This is a genomic window from Deinococcus frigens DSM 12807 (genome assembly GCF_000701425.1).
In the GTDB taxonomy this organism is placed as follows: domain Bacteria; phylum Deinococcota; class Deinococci; order Deinococcales; family Deinococcaceae; genus Deinococcus; species Deinococcus frigens.
In genome coordinates, this window is sequence record NZ_JNIW01000039.1 from 18,126 (window position 1) to 33,447 (window position 15,322).

General features: G+C 64.9%; 15 protein-coding genes and 1 pseudogene. 12 read left to right on the forward strand and 4 right to left on the reverse strand.

Features of this window, described 5'->3' with window-relative positions; translation table 11 throughout:
* Window positions 1-17 precede the first annotated feature (17 nt).
* From Q322_RS0113290 to Q322_RS0113330, 9 genes are all read left to right on the forward strand, one after another.
* Window positions 18-473 (forward strand): tellurite resistance TerB family protein, encoded by a 456-nt coding sequence (locus tag Q322_RS0113290; RefSeq protein ID WP_029478398.1) that lies wholly within the window; start codon window positions 18-20, stop codon window positions 471-473.
* A 46-nt stretch (window positions 474-519) separates the two neighbouring features.
* The gene (locus tag Q322_RS0113295) at window positions 520-1,095 is read left to right on the forward strand and encodes a TerD family protein (protein ID WP_029478399.1); all 576 of its coding nucleotides are present in this window, start codon (window positions 520-522) and stop codon (window positions 1,093-1,095) included.
* Between the two features lie 121 nt (window positions 1,096-1,216).
* Window positions 1,217-2,434: a TerD family protein gene (locus Q322_RS0113300; RefSeq protein WP_029478400.1), complete on the forward strand. Its 1,218-nt coding sequence runs from the start codon at window positions 1,217-1,219 to the stop codon at window positions 2,432-2,434.
* 147 nt (window positions 2,435-2,581) lie between these two features.
* A complete protein-coding gene (locus Q322_RS0113305; protein ID WP_029478401.1) occupies window positions 2,582-3,163 on the forward strand; it encodes a TerD family protein in 582 nt (193 codons plus the stop codon).
* Window positions 3,164-3,402: 239 nt separating this feature from the next.
* Complete coding sequence (locus tag Q322_RS0113310; protein ID WP_029478402.1) at window positions 3,403-3,978, forward strand: TerD family protein; 576 nt, start codon at window positions 3,403-3,405, stop codon at window positions 3,976-3,978.
* Between the two features lie 118 nt (window positions 3,979-4,096).
* Window positions 4,097-5,152, forward strand: coding sequence for a DUF475 domain-containing protein (locus Q322_RS0113315; protein ID WP_029478403.1), 1,056 nt, complete (start codon window positions 4,097-4,099; stop codon window positions 5,150-5,152).
* Window positions 5,153-5,350: 198 nt separating this feature from the next.
* The gene (locus Q322_RS0113320) at window positions 5,351-5,947 is read left to right on the forward strand and encodes a sulfite oxidase-like oxidoreductase (protein WP_029478404.1); all 597 of its coding nucleotides are present in this window, start codon (window positions 5,351-5,353) and stop codon (window positions 5,945-5,947) included.
* A gap of 2 nt (window positions 5,948-5,949) precedes the next feature.
* A complete protein-coding gene (locus tag Q322_RS0113325; RefSeq protein WP_415831169.1) occupies window positions 5,950-6,486 on the forward strand; it encodes a mismatch-specific DNA-glycosylase in 537 nt (178 codons plus the stop codon).
* Between the two features lie 66 nt (window positions 6,487-6,552).
* Window positions 6,553-7,371 carry a hypothetical protein gene (locus Q322_RS0113330; protein WP_029478406.1) on the forward strand — a complete coding sequence of 273 codons (819 nt, stop codon included), beginning with the start codon at window positions 6,553-6,555 and terminating at the stop codon, window positions 7,369-7,371.
* Window positions 7,372-7,374: 3 nt separating this feature from the next.
* Here the strand turns inward: Q322_RS0113330 and Q322_RS0113335 are convergent, their stop codons facing one another.
* A complete protein-coding gene (locus Q322_RS0113335; protein ID WP_029478407.1) occupies window positions 7,375-8,817 on the reverse strand; it encodes an alpha/beta fold hydrolase in 1,443 nt (480 codons plus the stop codon).
* 159 nt (window positions 8,818-8,976) lie between these two features.
* Between Q322_RS0113335 and argJ the strand changes: the two genes are divergently transcribed.
* Both argJ and Q322_RS0113345 read left to right on the forward strand, forming a co-directional pair.
* On the forward strand, window positions 8,977-10,155 hold the full coding sequence (gene argJ, locus Q322_RS0113340; protein WP_029478408.1) for a bifunctional glutamate N-acetyltransferase/amino-acid acetyltransferase ArgJ: 1,179 nt from the start codon (window positions 8,977-8,979) through the stop codon (window positions 10,153-10,155).
* Window positions 10,156-10,500: 345 nt separating this feature from the next.
* Window positions 10,501-11,298, forward strand: a complete 798-nt coding sequence (locus Q322_RS0113345; protein ID WP_029478409.1) for a hypothetical protein — start codon at window positions 10,501-10,503, stop codon at window positions 11,296-11,298.
* Between the two features lie 163 nt (window positions 11,299-11,461).
* Here the strand turns inward: Q322_RS0113345 and aceA are convergent, their stop codons facing one another.
* Together aceA and Q322_RS0113355 are read right to left on the reverse strand one after the other, a co-directional pair.
* The gene (aceA, locus tag Q322_RS0113350) at window positions 11,462-12,787 is read right to left on the reverse strand and encodes an isocitrate lyase (protein ID WP_029478410.1); all 1,326 of its coding nucleotides are present in this window, start codon (window positions 12,785-12,787) and stop codon (window positions 11,462-11,464) included.
* Window positions 12,788-13,083: 296 nt separating this feature from the next.
* On the reverse strand, window positions 13,084-13,716 hold the full coding sequence (locus tag Q322_RS0113355) for an HAD family hydrolase (protein WP_029478411.1): 633 nt from the start codon (window positions 13,714-13,716) through the stop codon (window positions 13,084-13,086).
* Window positions 13,717-13,997: 281 nt separating this feature from the next.
* Here Q322_RS0113355 and Q322_RS0113360 point away from each other — a divergent pair, with 281 nt between their 5' ends.
* Entirely contained in the window at window positions 13,998-15,026 is a 1,029-nt protein-coding gene (locus Q322_RS0113360; protein WP_051668556.1) for a DHH family phosphoesterase, read from the forward strand.
* A gap of 78 nt (window positions 15,027-15,104) precedes the next feature.
* Here the strand turns inward: Q322_RS0113360 and Q322_RS24160 are convergent.
* Window positions 15,105-15,322: pseudogene (locus tag Q322_RS24160) on the reverse strand (IS701-like element ISPlag1 family transposase); the annotation flags it as partial.

Sequence of the window (15,322 nt, forward strand, 5' to 3'; positions counted from 1 at the left end):
ACGAGGAGGAATACGGTATGGGTTTTTTAGATCGGCTCAAGGCCATGGGCGCGCAGGCGGGCAAGGACGCGCAGGATACCTGGAGCCGCTTCAACAACGGCGCGTTCGCCGACGCCACGATGGCTGCCTGCGCGCTGATCGGCGCGGCGGACGGCAAGATCGACCAGAATGAGCGCAGCCGCACCGCGCAGTTCATCACCAGCAGCGACAAACTCAAGGCGTTCAACGTCTCCGATTTGCGCGACAAATATGACCGCTACTGCGACAAGATCACCGCCGATTTCGACTTCGGCAAGATCGAGCTGATGCAGGCCATCGGCAAGGTGGCGGGCAAGCCCGATCAGGCCCGCGCGGTGGTGCAACTGGCCGTGGTCATCGCCAATGCCGACGGCAATTTTGACAAGGACGAGATGGGCGTGGTGCGCGAGATCGCCCAGTCCCTCAAGCTGGACCCGTCCGAGTTCGGCGTCTGACCCCTCACCTCTCAATCAATCATTTTCCCTTCCAGGAGGCAGCAACATGGCAGTATCACTGAAAAAAGGCGGCAACGTTTCCCTGAGCAAAGAGGCCCCCGGCCTGAGCGCCATCACCGTCGGTCTGGGCTGGGACCCCCGCGCCACCGACGGCAAGGAGTTTGACCTGGACGCGAGTGCTTTTACTCTCAAGGCCGACGGCAAGGTCCGCGCCGACGCCGATTTTATCTTTTACAACAACAAGACTTCCTCGGACGGCAGCGTGGTGCACAACGGCGACAACCGCACCGGTGAGGGCGAGGGCGACGACGAGACCATCGACATCGACCTGAACAAGGTCCCTGCCGACATCGACAAGATCGCCGTCAGCGTGACCATCGACGAGGCCGAGACGCGCGGCCAGAGCTTCGGCCAGGTGGGCGGCGCATTTATCCGCGTGCTGAACAAGGACGGCGGCGCAGAAATCGCCCGCTACGACCTGAGCGAGGACTACAGCACCGAGACCGCCGTGATCTTCGGCGAGATCTACCGCAATGCGGGCGAGTGGAAGTTCCGCGCCGTGGGTCAGGGCTTCGCGGGCGGCCTGGCCCCGCTGGCCCGCAACTTCGGCGTCAACGTCTGAGCACGGCTTAAAGCAGTTCACGGCGCAGATGTCGGGGAGGTTGGGAACGCGGTTTCCAGCCTCCCCCTCTTCTCAATACTCCGCCCCAACTCCAGTCTTACCCAAACACCTCAAGGAGACCATGCAGACCTTCCAGACCGGCCAGAAAACGCAACTGAGCACCCTGACGCCGCAAACCAACCTGACGCTGACCGTGCAGGTGACCGGCCCCGCCTCTGAATACGACCTGATTTTGTTCGGGCTGGACGCGGCGGGCAAGCTGAGCGATGACCGTTACATGGTGTTTTTTAACCAGCCGCGCAGCCCCGAAGGCGCAATCGAGATGAAAAGCGGGGCGCGCAACGAGAAGGTCTTCCAGATCGACCTGGCACGACTGCCCACCAGCGTCCGTCGCCTGAGTGTGGCGGCCACGGTGGACAGCGGGGCATTTAACGCCATTGACCACGCCGAGGTGACGCTGAGCAGTTCCGGCAGCCCGCTGATGAACTACCGCGTGACCGGGCGCGATTTTCAGCAGCAGAAGGCGATCATGCTGCTGGACCTGTATTTCAAGGACGTGTGGCGCCTGGGCGCGGTGGGACAGGGCTTCAATGGCGGCCTGGACGCGCTGGTGGGGCACTTCGGCGGCACGGTGGCCGATACGCCCGCGGCCCGTCCTCCCGCGCCTCCGGCTCCTGCCCCCACCCCTGCCGCCGCGCCGCGCCCGGCCTCTGCCCCGCCCACGCCTGCCGCCGCGCCCACGCCGCCCGCACCCACCATCAATCTGGGCAAGATCACGCTGGACAAACAGGGGCAGAGCGCCAAGATTTCGCTGCGCAAGGATGGCCAGAAAGACCCCATCCGGGTCAACCTGAACTGGGACAAGGGCGGCGGCTTTCTGCGCGCCGGGGCCGATCTGGACCTGGGCTGCATGTTTGTCATGCAGGACGGCCAGAAGGGCGTGATCCAGGCGCTGGGCAACAGCTTTGGCAGTGACCGTTTCGAGCCGTTCATCCTGCTGGACAAGGATGACCGCAGCGGCGCGTCCAGCGACGGCGAGAATCTGGTCATTTCCCGCCCGGACCTGATCCACACCGTCGTGATCTTCGCCTTTATCTATCAGGGGACCTCTGATTTTACCAAGGTCAATGGCCGCCTGACCATGAAGGACCCACGCGGCAACGAGATCATGGTGCAACTGAGCAACCCAGACATGCGCCGGACGTTCTGCGCCATTGCCAGCATCGAGAACGTGGGCGGCGAGGTCAAGATCACCAAGGAAGAACGCTATTTCAAGGACCATCAGGAGGCCGATCAGCATTTCGGCTTCGGCTTCCGCTGGTCGGCGGGCAGCAAGTGAAGATGGTCTAACCGTCCAACGGTCAAACCATCTGACCGCAAGAGCAAAAGACGAACGCCCGCATTTTCAGCCGTTAGGCAGTTAGACCTTTAGACAGTTTGACAATCTTTAACTAATATTCCCCCACTCACACTCCAGGAGAACAGCATGCCTATTTCACTTAAAAAAGGACAGCAGATCAGCCTCGTCAAGGAGGCCGGACCCAGCCTCAGCACCGTTCGCATGGGCCTGGGCTGGGACGCCATCAAGAAAAAGGGCTTTTTCGGCTTCGGCGGCGGGCAGGCCGAGGTAGACCTGGACGCCAACGCGCTGATGTTTGACGCGGGCGGCAATCTGGTGGACGTGGTGTGGTTCCGCCAGCTTCAGAGCAAGGACGGCTCGATCAAGCACAGCGGCGACAACCGCACCGGCGCGGGCGACGGCGACGACGAGACCATCACCGTGGACCTGTCGCGCCTGCCCGCCAACGTGACCACCCTGATCTTCAGCGTCAACAACTTCAGCGGCCAGGACTTCGGCCAGATCGAGAACGCCTACTGCCGCCTGGTCAACACCCAGGGCGAGGCCGAGATTGCTCGCTATGACCTGTCGGCAGGCGGCCAGCACAGCGCCATGATCCTGGCGAGTCTCAAGCGGCAGGGCAATGACTGGACCATGACCGCCATCGGCGCAACCTCGCGCGGGCGGACGTATCAGGACAATCTGCCAGATATGAAGGCGTATCTGTAAACTGAAGGTGAATCCCTCAATCGGCTGTGCCGCCAGCTCCCCTTAAAGCGAGCCGAGGAACGCAAAAGATCGGCCAGCGCAGCAATCTCCTTGCCTCCCTTCTAAGGGGAGGTGGCCCGTAGGGCCGGAGGGGTTGAACCGTGGGAACTCCCCTTCACCCCGCGCAACTTTTACACCCCAGCTCCCGTATTCACCCCCGAAGCCCTCCAAACGCGAGAGCATCGAAAAGGACGGTTAACATGGCACTTTCACTTCAAAAAGGCGGCAACATTTCCCTGAGCAAGCAGGACGCCAACCTGCAACGCATCGTCGTGGGCCTGGGCTGGGACCCGCGCCCCACCGACGGCCAGGCGTTTGACCTGGACGCCTGCGCCTTTTTGCTGGGCAGCGGCGGCAAGGTGCGCGGCGATCAGGATTTCATCTTTTACAACCAGCTCCGCAGCCAGGACGGTAGCGTGGAGCACACCGGCGACAACCGCACCGGTGAGGGCGACGGCGACGACGAGGCCATCAAGATCAACCTGACGCAGGTGCCTGCCGAGATCGACAGGATTGCCGTCAGCGTGACCATCGACGAGGCCGAGGCCCGGCGGCAGAACTTCGGGCAGGTGGGCGGCGCGTTTATCCGCGTGGTCAACGAGGACAACAATCAGGAACTGACCCGTTTCGATCTGGGCGAGGACTTCAGCACCGAGACCGCCGTGATCTTCGGCGAGATTTACCGTCACAGCGGCGAGTGGAAATTCCGCGCGGTGGGTCAGGGGTATATCGGCGGCCTGGGGCCGTTGGCGCGCAATTACGGCGTGAACGTCTAATTCACCCAGCCAGACAGGCACCCGGCAACTTCAGACTGGGTGTCGTCTCGATGCCGGGTCATAATGAGGCGGTTTGGTTTGTCCACCGCAGAGCGGGCAGCCAGCAAGGAGAGCAGGAGTGATTCAAAGAGAATTTGGTTTTGCCTTCGGCGTGAGCATCATCGCCCTGATTCTGGCAACGTGGTACGGCTTCAGCGTCGGCGGCATCAGCGTGGCCCTGAATTTCCTGGTCATCGCCGTGGTGCTGGGCATCATGGAAGTGTCTCTGAGCTTCGACAACGCGGTGGTCAACGCCTCGGTCCTCAAGAACATGACCGAGAAGTGGCAGCGCCGCTTTCTGATCTGGGGCATTCTGATCGCCGTGGTGGGCATGCGGCTGGTCTTTCCCATCGCCATTGTCGCCATCACGGCGGGTCTGGGCTTCGGTGAGGTTGCCAGCCTAGCCCTGAACGACTCGGTCCGCTACGGCGAATATCTGGAGCAGGCTGAGGTTGTTATTAGCGCGTTCGGCGGCACCTTCTTGCTGATGGTGGCCCTGAATTACCTGATGGACCCCGAGAAGGACGAGCACTGGCTGGCGGGCTTCGAGCGCCGCCTGGCCGGACTGGGCAAGCTGGACACCGTTCAGGCCCTGATCGCGGGCGTGGTGCTGCTGTCGATCACGCACTTCTTCGTGGCCCCCGCCGAGCAACTCGCGGCGGTGACGGCGGGTCTGGTGGGTCTGCTGGTCTACCTGGCGATGAACGCCATCGGCAACCTGTTCGATCCCAACGACATGGCGGCCAAGGCAGGGGCGGCGGGCTTCACGGCCTTCATGTACCTGGAGGTGCTGGACGCCTCGTTCTCGCTGGACGGCGTGATCGGGGCCTTCGCCGTGACCAAGGAAATCGTGATCATCTCGGCAGGTCTGGCGATTGGCGCGGTCTTCGTGCGCTCGCTGACGCTGTTCCTGGTCCATCAGGGCACGCTGGGACAGTACCGCTTCCTGGAACACGGCGCGCACTACGGCATTCTGGCGCTGGCGATCATCATGCTTGCCAGCACCAACCGCAACGTGCATATTCCCGAAGTGGTCACGGGCTTGATCGGGGTGGCCTTCATCGTGGCCTCGGTGTGGTCCAGCATCCGCGCCAACAAGCGAGAGATGGCCGAGGGCAAATCCCAACCCAACTGAGCGCAGAGCAAGGCAGGCTGTGGAGGAGGCGAAGGTGCTTCCTCCATAGCTTTTTTAGGGAGAGGGGAATGAAATTGAGGTTCGCCCGGTGGCCCCTTCATCCCCGCCGCTTCGCAACGCTCCTCTCCCACAAAGGTAAAGAGGTCAAACGTATCGCGGACCATTTCAGAATCGCGCCAAACACGGTTAAATGCGGTCATGCTTGGAAAATTCTTCAAGAAACCGGCAGACGACATGGGCGAGCGCGTTCCCCCCGGCCAGAGCCTGACGGCGCGCTTCCCGGTCCTGACCTACGGCCCCGCGCAGCACTACGACGCCTCCGAGGTGGTCATCCGCATCACTGGACTGGCGGGCGAGAAGACCCTGACCTGGGCCGACTTGCTGGCGCTGCCGCAAACCACGCTGACCTACGACATCCACTGCGTGACCCACTGGAGCAAGCTGGACACCGAATGGACCGGCGTGCGCGTCACCGATCTGATGGAACACGTTAAGCTGGACCCAGCGGCCACACACGTCATGCAGCACAGCGTCGGGGGCTACACCACCAACCTCTCGCTGGAGGATTTCACGCGCCCGGAAAATCTGCTGGCGCACACCTTTAACGGTCAGCCGCTGGAGGCTGAACACGGCGGGCCGCTGCGGCTGGTGGTGCCGCACCTGTACTTCTGGAAAAGTGCCAAGTGGCTGACCGGGCTGGAATTCATGGCCGCCGACAAGCCCGGATTCTGGGAAGTCAACGGCTACCACATGCGCGGCGATCCCTTCAAGGAACAGCGCTACGACGATGATTGATCGTGGAAGGTCAGACGCCCGACGCTGAGGGCTACCTCGTTCCAGATGTTCTCCGGCCTGGCCTGACCCTGGTTCTCGTCGGCACCGCGCCCAGCCGCATTAGCGCGGCGCAGCGGGCGTATTACGCCAATCCGGTCAACAAGTTCTGGCGCACGCTGCATGTGGTGGGCCTCACGCCCCGGCAACTCGCGCCGCAGGAGTACCCGCAGGTTGTGGACCACGGCATCGGCCTGACGGACGTGGCCAAACGGCACAGCGGCGTGGACTCGGCCCTGCCCGGCGAGGCGTGGAAACCGGATGAGCTACGGGAAAAGATCAGGACATATCACCCGCAGATCGTCGCCTTTACCAGCAAGCGCGGCGCGTCCGAGCTGCTGCGAAGGCCGACGGGCAAGCTGCCGTATGGCCTCCAAACCGAGCTGTTGGAGGGCGCGGAGGTCTGGGTCCTGCCCAGCACCAGTCCGCTGGGACACAACCACTTCCAGCTTGCACCGTGGCAGGCCCTGGCGGACCGGGTAGCCGAATTGCGGTCTGAGTGAACGCTGAAGGCGGCGTCCGGCAATGCGGGAACTTTCCTCAGCCCCAGGCCGTATTCTGAAGCTGATATGGTCCCTTCCGTCACCACCATTCTGACTGTGGCCCGCACCGGCTCGCGCGTGGTGCGCGCCCTGATCCGGCCCGCGCACCGGGGAGGGGGCCGAAGTGGTCTGGGAGATGTGCGCGAACTGGGCCATGATCCCTGGCTGAGGCCGGAGGGTGCTGGGGGCCTGCGCCGCCAGGCCAGCCGGCTGGCGCAGCGCGGCGCGGGCCTGGGCAAGCTGGCCCTGCAAGGCGTGCTAGGGGCAGTGGTGTTTCTGCCGCTGCTGCTGATCTTTGGCGTGCTGTTCGCGCTGGGCTTCGATCCGGCAGGCTGGCTGCTGGGCGTCACGCTGCTGCTGGGACTGCTGGGGCTGGTCCGCACGGCGGTGCGCGCAGTTCGCCTGATGAACGCGCCGGATGAGGAGTTGAACCCAGAGACCTCACGGGCGGCCCTGCCCGCCACCCTCCAGGCCGATGAAACCACCCTGCTGGGCACGCTGCGCACGCACGAGCGGGCGCTGCCCCCGGCCAGCCGCGTGGCCTTTCACGCCGCCGTGATCGCCACCCGCGACGCCCTGCGCGTCTCGGCAGACGACATCATGCTGGGCCGCGACGCCTTCGACGTGCGGCAGGCGGCCCGCGAGGATATTCCAGAGTTGCTAGAGACCTACCGCACCGTGCCGTCCACCCCCGCCAACGAGGCCGAACTCCAGCGCCAACTGGGATTGATTGAGGGGCGCATGGCCGCCGTCATCCAGGACCGTAACGCCCAGCGAGGCCGGGTTCTGAAGGCCCATGGCCGGTATCTGGAAAACAAGTATCTGGAAAAGTCAGAGGCCGAGTAACCCCTACTTTTTCGCCTCCACCCCGCCCATCCACTCCAGAATCCAGCGGGCCGCCTGGTCACTCCGGGCGGCGGTGATGTCCAGATGCGCGGCCCCTTTCAGGGTGTGGACGGTCATGCGCGCGCCCGTCAGCGCGGCGTACTTGCGGTACTCGTCGGCATTCGACACGCCGTCCTCGGCCACGATTCCCAGCGCGGGCAACTGCACCCTATGCCACACCCGCAGGTCCTTTTCAAAGGGCGTCCCCCTGGTTCCCTGGCGCACGGCGGCCAGGTCCAGCGACAGGCGGTTGGGAAAGTACCACTCGCTGAAATCGCTCAGGGGGGTCCAGAAGCGGCTGACAAAATCCCGGGCATCGGTGGGGGCTGCCGGATCGGTCTGCCAGCCGACAGGCTGGGCGGAATCCTGCTGTCCAGCCACCCAGTAGCTGTCCTTGCCGCCCAGCACGGCGGCGATCAGGTTGTTGCCCTCTACCGCGTTGGTGGCCCGCCCGGTTTTCAGGGACAGAAAGGGCAGCAGGGCGTAGCGCTGTTCGAGCTGCACCATCGCCGCCGCCAGGTTGGTGGCCGGGTAGTTCACCAGCCCACCCGACGGGGCCAGGGCGTTCGGCTGCGCGGCGGCCAGTCGGGCCTGGGCGGCGGCGCGGCTGGCCAGTCTAGGGTCGAAGTAGATCCTGTCCACGTAAGGGTCTTCGGGCAGTTTTTTGAGGCCGGTCAGCGGCCCCAGCACGCCCTCGGTGCCGTCGTTGTAATTCTGGACGGTCAGCGGTTGGTTGCTCAGCAGGCCCGGCGCACCGTCGAGCATGACCATGCCGCGCACATCGTCCGCGCCGCGCCCGGTGTCGCCCGGAGGCCCATCGAAATCGTAGGCCGCGTACAGCCCGGTCAGGCTGCCGCCCATCGAGTGGCCGCCGATAAACACGCTGGGCGTCAGGGTGCGGGCCTCCCTGACCGCCGTCCGCCAGTCGCGCAGGGTCACGTCCAGACCCCAGTCGCGCATGTACGCCACGCTTTCCCTGGAGCGGGGAGGCAGGCCGCCTTGCACAATCTGCGCCAGCTCCGCCGGGCTGGCCGCCGCGATCTGGGCCTGGGGTTCCAGCAGATTGCTGCGGCGGTCCACGCTCCAGACCGCCGTCTGGGGTTGCAGCGCCACGATCTGCCGCGCCAGTCGGTCAAAACTGCCCGCTCCGCCAAGAAAGCCGGGCATCAGCAGCAGGATGGTCTTCGGCTTCGCGGGGCCATAGCGCACGGTGATGCTGGCGTTCAGTTCGGGTGGCGTGCCGGGAACCACGACGCTGGGGCGCACCACGCGCGCGGCGAGAACCTGCGCCAGAATGGCGTCGCTGGGCGTGGTCACGGCGGCAGGCGCAGCGGAACGGACCCTTTGCTGGGCCGGAGCGCAGGCCACCAGCAGGGCAGAAAGCAGCAGGAGATGGGGCAGACGCATGCGCTCATGCTGCTCTGCGCGCGTGGGCCGGAAGGTGCAGAGGCTTACGGGTCACCTTGGCCGGGGCTTGATCTGCCGGGGTGACTGGCCCACTCAGGGCGGGCTGGCTGCCTATCACGCGCTCTTTCCCCCGCCCCGCACAGCACTAGACTCCAGCGCATGAGCGACAACGCCACGCCCACCTCCCCCCTGCCCCTCCCCAGAGGTTTCCAGACCGCCGCGCTGGCCGCCGGGATCAAGCCCAGCGGCAGGACCGATCTGAGCGCCGTGACCTCCGAAACAGAGTGCGTGTGGGCCTTTGCGGGCACGCGCAGCACCACCGCCGCCGCCTGCGTGACCCGCAACCGCGAGCTGTACGCGGCGGGCGGCCCGGTGCGCGCCTTGCTGGTCAACGCCGGAAACGCCAACGCCGCCACCGGAAAGCGGGGAGCGCGCGACAACGCGGACCTGGCCGACGCCCTGGGCAGCGTGCTGAACGTGGACATGGACGGCGTGCTGACCGCCAGCACCGGCATCATCGGCCACCCGCTGCCGATGGACCGCGTGCTGAGCGGCGTGGAACACCTGCCTGAGGACCTGGGAACCGACGCCGCCGCCTTCGCAGGTGCGATCATGACCACCGACCTGCGGCCCAAAACGGCCTCGGCACAGTTGCCCGGCGGGGCGCGCATCGTGGGCGTCGCCAAGGGCAGCGGCATGATTCACCCGGACATGGCCACCATGTTCGCCTTTGTCTTCACCGACGCCGCGCTGGACGCCGTGGGCCTGCGCGCAGCCTTTCCCGCCCTGGTGGCCCGTACCTTTAACGCCGTGACGGTGGACGGCGACACCAGCACCAATGACATGGCAATCGTGCTGGCGAACGGGCAGGCCGGAGAGGTGGCGCTGCACGACTTGCTGCCCGCACTGGAGGGCGTGATGCGTGACCTGGCCCGCCAGATCGCCCGCGACGGCGAGGGGGCCACGCGGCTGCTGACCGTCCGCGTGAGCGGCGCGCTGACCGAGGCCGAGGCGCTGACCGCCGCCCGCACCTGCTGCGTCAGCCCGCTGCTGAAAAGTGCTGTGCACGGCTTTGACCCCAACTGGGGCCGCGTGATCATGGCGGTGGGCCGCAGCGGCGCGTCCGTGAACATCGAGGGCATGACCGTGGCCGTGCAGGGCAATCCTGTCTTTGCCGGAAAGCCGCTGCCCTACGACGATGCGGCGGTCAGCGAGAGCATGAAGGCCGAAGAGGTCATCTTTGAACTGGACCTGGGCGTGGGCGGCGCGTCCGGCGAGGCGTGGGGCTGTGATTTGAGCGCCGAATACGTGAGCATCAACGCGGATTACACCACGTAATCGGGAGGTCTTGACCCTTCTGCCCTGATGACCGAGTCCCAGACCTGCTTGCAGCGGGGATCACCGGGCAGACCGTCAAGAACGGCAGGTTCCCACTCTCTCATACGGACTCCGATTGGAAGGTGTTGGCAACACCTGGACATCCGAGGGGACGTCCAGGCGTCCTCATGGGCGCTGCTCTGGACAAGGCTGCGAGCAGGAGAACAACGGGTTCCGGACGTGGAGTGGATCAATCGGCGCTGTCCAGATTCATGCCCGATTCATGCACGAAACAAACGGAATCCGTATCACTTGAGCCAACCTTCAGAACCAGGCTTCAGGCGGGTGGGCGGGCTACGCTACGGCATGACCCGGCAAACCCCGAACAAGGCTCCTGCGCCGCAGCCCGCGCTGGCCCGGCCCCTAGATTTCTCGGTTCCGTCCAACCGGATCGCAGCGGCGGGAGCGTTGGCGGCGCTGCTGCTGGGGCGCGCTGCGCGTGGCAACTGGTGGGCGGCGCTGGGCGTGGGCGGCGCGGCCTTCAGCGCCTGGGCCATCGCGCGGGAGCTGGACCCGGATTCGCCGCAGACGGCCAATGCGGCGCTGCCCGTCGCCGCCGCTGCCGCGCTGCTGGGTGGGCCGGGCAACCCGCTGGCCGCCTTCGCCGCCCTGAGCGGCCTGCGAATGATCGCCGGAACCACCGGGCAGGCGGCCACCCCTGCCGATCAAATGGGCCTCCTGATTCAATCCGCGCTGGCGGCGGCTACTGGCAACCGCTCGGCGGCCCTGCTGAGTGCGGCGGCCCCACTCCTCACGCCTGAATCCCACTCGTGGCAGCCCGCGCCCGGCGTGCTGATGCCCCGGCTGTGGCGGGACCGCGCAGAGGGACTGACCACCGTGCCCGCCGCCTTGCTGGGACTGGGAGCGGTGGCCCTGACGCCCACCTTCACCGCCCCGGAACCCGTCGCCAGCCCATGTGACCGCGCTCCCCGCACCGTCCGGGCCAGGGAAGTCCAGCGTGCCCGTCAGGCCGCCGTGATCTCGCTGGCGCTGGGATTGGGAGGCGGAGGTGTACGCGGGCTGGTGCCACTGGCCGCCGCCGTCCTGACCGTGGGGCTGCGCCGGGTGCGCGCTGGAACGGTCAAACCGAGCGCCAAGTCCTGATCTCTGATCTCTTCCTTCTCCTGGGAGAAGGCTGGGGAGGGGGCCACCGGACTGGCCACCACCTGCACAAGATGCGCCGCTCCCTTTCCCCAGCGCATTTTCCCCAGCACAGGAAAAGAGGGGTAGCCTCCACTTCGGCCTCCCCTCTTGCACACTTTCGAGATCAGTCGTGCGCCCCCGCCAGCTCCCTGTGCTCAAACTGCTGCGCCTCGGTGCTTCCGGCCAGGGCGTTGGTGCTGCTCTGGCCCCCGGCGGCAGCGTTGGAAACAGCATCGAAGTAGCCTGTGCCGACCTCGCGCTGATGCTTGACCGCCGTGAAGCCGCGCTCCTGGGCCGCGAATTCCTTTTCCTGCAATTCCACGAAGCTGACCATCTGGTTGCGGGCGTAGCCGTGCGCCAGCTCGAACATGGCGTGGTTCAGGCTGTGAAAGCCCGCCAGCGTGATGAACTGGAATTTGTAGCCCATCTGGCCCAGCTCCACCTGAAACTTGGCAATCGTCTCGTCGTCCAGGTTCTTCTTCCAGTTGAACGACGGCGAGCAGTTGTAGGCCAGCAGCTTACCGGGAAACTGCGCGTGGACGGCTTCGGCGAACTTGCGGGCGTCTTCCAGGTTCGGCACGCTGGTCTCGCACCAGAGCACGTCGGCGTAGGGGGCGTAGGCCAACGCGCGGGAGATGGCCTGCTCGATGCCCGGCCTGACAAAGTAAAAGCCCTCGGGGGTACGCTCGCCGGTGCAGAACGGCCTGTCGTTGTCGTCGATGTCGCTGGTCAGCAGGTTGGCGGCGTCGGCGTCGGTGCGGGCGATCAGCACTGTGGGCACGCCGCTCACGTCGGCAGCCAGGCGCGCGGCGTTCAGCGTGCGGATGAACTGCGAGGTCGGCACCAGCACCTTGCCGCCCAGATGGCCGCACTTCTTCTCGGAGGCCAGTTGGTCCTCGAAATGCACGCCCGCCGCCCCGGCCTCGATCATGGCCTTCATCAACTCGAAGGCGTTCAGCGGGCCACCAAAACCAGCCTCGGCGTCGGCCACGATGGGCGCGAAGTAGTCGATGTCGCCTCTGCCCTCGCTGGTCTGAATCTGATCGGCACGGCGCAGGGTGTTGTTGATGCGCTTGACCACGTCCGGCACGCTGCTGGCCGGGTACAGGCTCTGATCGGGGTACATCTGCCCGGCGGCGTTGGCGTCCCCGGCCACCTGCCAGCCACTCAGGTAGATGGCCTTGAGACCCGCCTTGACCTGCTGCATGGCCTGGTTGCCAGTCAGCGCGCCCAGCGCGTTCACAAAGGGTTCGTCCTTCATCATGCGCCACAGCTTGTTCGCGCCGTGCCGCGCCAGCGTGTACTCGATGGGCAGGCTGCCGCGCAGCTTCACGACTTCCTCGACCCCGTAATTGCGCTTGATCCCCTTCCAGCGGTCCTCGGTCTGCCAGGTCTTCTCCAGAATCTCGGCGGGCATGCGCGGGCTGTGTGGTTGTTGAGGCTGGGTCATGTCGGTTCTCCTGAAGGGTATGGGAGGTGGTCCCCGCCCCGTCTGGGGGAGGTGATTGGGTGGGAAGAATGTGTTTCCCGGTGGTGCTGTGGGAACAGTGTGCGGGAGGAAAGCCAGCGAAAGAGGCGGTTTACCTGTGACGGCGGAAGGTAAACCACTCAGGCAAGTAAACCACCTGACTCAATGCACGGTCAAAGCATGTAGGCCGCTCACTCTCCGTCAAGGCAGAGCAAAAGAACCTCTCCATGTAGACTTACGAAGCTCCACAGGAGAGGCGGCGAGGAGAAGGCTGAGCGTCAGCTTTTCGGCCCTTTCAACCCCAGCCACGCCGCCAGCTCCTGCTCAAACTCCTGATGCGCCTCGTGGTGGTACAGGATGCCGTGAAATCCGGCGGCTTTGGCAGCGTCGATGTTCTCCTGCACGTCGTCCACGAAGGCGGTCTGGGTGGCAGGGCGCTCCATCGCCGTTTCCAGGGCCGCAAAAGATTCGGGCGCGGGCTTCTTGTGCCCCAACTCGTTGCTGAAGACCAGTGCGTCAAAGCGGGAAAAACGCGGATCGGCGCGGAGGTGATCGCTGACCAGCGGGTAATTGTTGCTCAGCAGGCCCACGCGCACCCCGGCGGGCAGCGCGGCCAGCGTGGCGTACATCGGCGCGTGATCGGCAATGCTGCCCAGATACAGCGCCTCGAACTCGGCGTAGGTCAGGTGGACGCCGGTCTCCTGCTGCATCACGCTCCAGAAATGGGGCAGCGTCCACGCGCCCACCTCCAGTTGCCGGACATGACGAAAATAGCTGTCGCGGACATGCTCCACGGGCATACCGCTGCGCTCGGCCACGTTCTGGGTGCTGCGCCCGTCGAAGGTGCCGACGGTAAACACGCCTCCCCAATCGAAGGCGACGTGGCGGGCAGCCGGGACAAGGTCAGTCATGCCTCCGATTGTGGTCTCTTCGCTCGGCCCGCAACATGCCGCTGTTCAGACCGGCTGGCTGCCCGAAACTGGCTCTCAGATGAGAGCGGCAGCCAGCAGCACTTGGCATCTGCGATTTTGTTAAAAAATATACATTTAGCTCTGGCTTTATGCAGCGGAAGGGCTGACCATAAAATCCATCCATCACGGCTGGAACGATTCAGTTGGCGGCCTTGCTCTGGAAGCTATACAGGGTATATGCGCCCGGCACCTCTCTAATTTGAAGTCGTTATAGTTCTGGCGTGAACATTTTGAAGAGGGACAGCCATCAATATCAGCAGGAGGTCAGCCAAGTCGCGGCCCTGCTGCGCGCCCATCACGGGCCATTGGTCGTCCTCTCGCACGAGAACCCGGACGGCGACGCCCTGGGCAGCCTGCTGGGCCTGACGCGGGCGCTGCGTGACCTGGGCAAGACCGTGATCGCGCCGATGGACGTGCCGCTGTACCTGCGCTTTTTGCCGCAGCCGGAAGAGACCAGCGCCCCCCTGACCGAGTGGCCGCAAGGCGCAATGGCGGTGGTGCTGGATGTCGACAACAACGATCCGGACCGGGTGGCGGGCGCGGACCTGCGGCAGTTTGTGGGCAAGGTGGTGAACATTGACCACCACGGCACCAACCAGCGGCGGGCCACGGCGGGTCTGGTCGATCCGGGCAAACCGGCAGCCGTCATGCTGGTGGCCGACGTGCTGGAGGAACTGGGCGTCACCTGGACCGAGGAGATCGCCACGCCGCTGATGCTGGGCCTGATCACCGACACCGGCAGTTTCAGGTTCGACAGCGTGACTCCTGGGACCTTCGAGTGCGCCGCGCGCCTGCTGGAACATGGCGCGCGGCTGGGCTGGATCAACGACCAGATGGGCCAGCAGCCGCGCGCCTACTATCTGCTGCTGCGCGAGGTTCTAGACACCATGGAATTCCTGCGCGGCGGACGGGTCGTGATGGCCCGCGTGGACGACGCCATGCTGGCGCGGGCCGGGGCGAGCTGGGAAGATGTGGAGAACTACGTGGGCATGCTGCGCAATTCCGAGGGCGCGGAACTGGCCGTGATGATCAAGGATTTCGGCGAGCGGGTCAAGTTGTCGCTGCGCTCACGCGGCGGTGTCAGCGCGCAGAACGTGGCGGTGGCACTGGGCGGCGGCGGCCACGTCTCGGCCTCCGGGGCCAGCCTGAGCGAACCGTACCCGGTGGTGCGGCGCTGTCTGGAAGAGGCCATCGCGACCGAGCTGGCGCGGGTAGACAGGCTGGATACGGTGGTGGCAGGCATTCACTGAAACTGTGACCCAAAGACGGCGGCTTGAATCAGGGAAGACTGCCGGACTCATACGGATTCCGGTTGAACAGTTTAGGGCTTACGCGAAACTCAGAGATGGGTTTTTGAGCTGCTGGTGCATGTAGTCATCAAGAAGACCGAATTTTAGCGCGTATATCGTTTTCTTCGCCTCTTTGGCCTGCTGGTTCAATCGAATCCAGACCAGCATGGCAGTGCCGATGTGATTGCGTTGAGATCGCCCCAGACGGCATTGACAGTCTTCGGTCCCGGTGATCTGCTTCAATTCGCGGTGAAAGA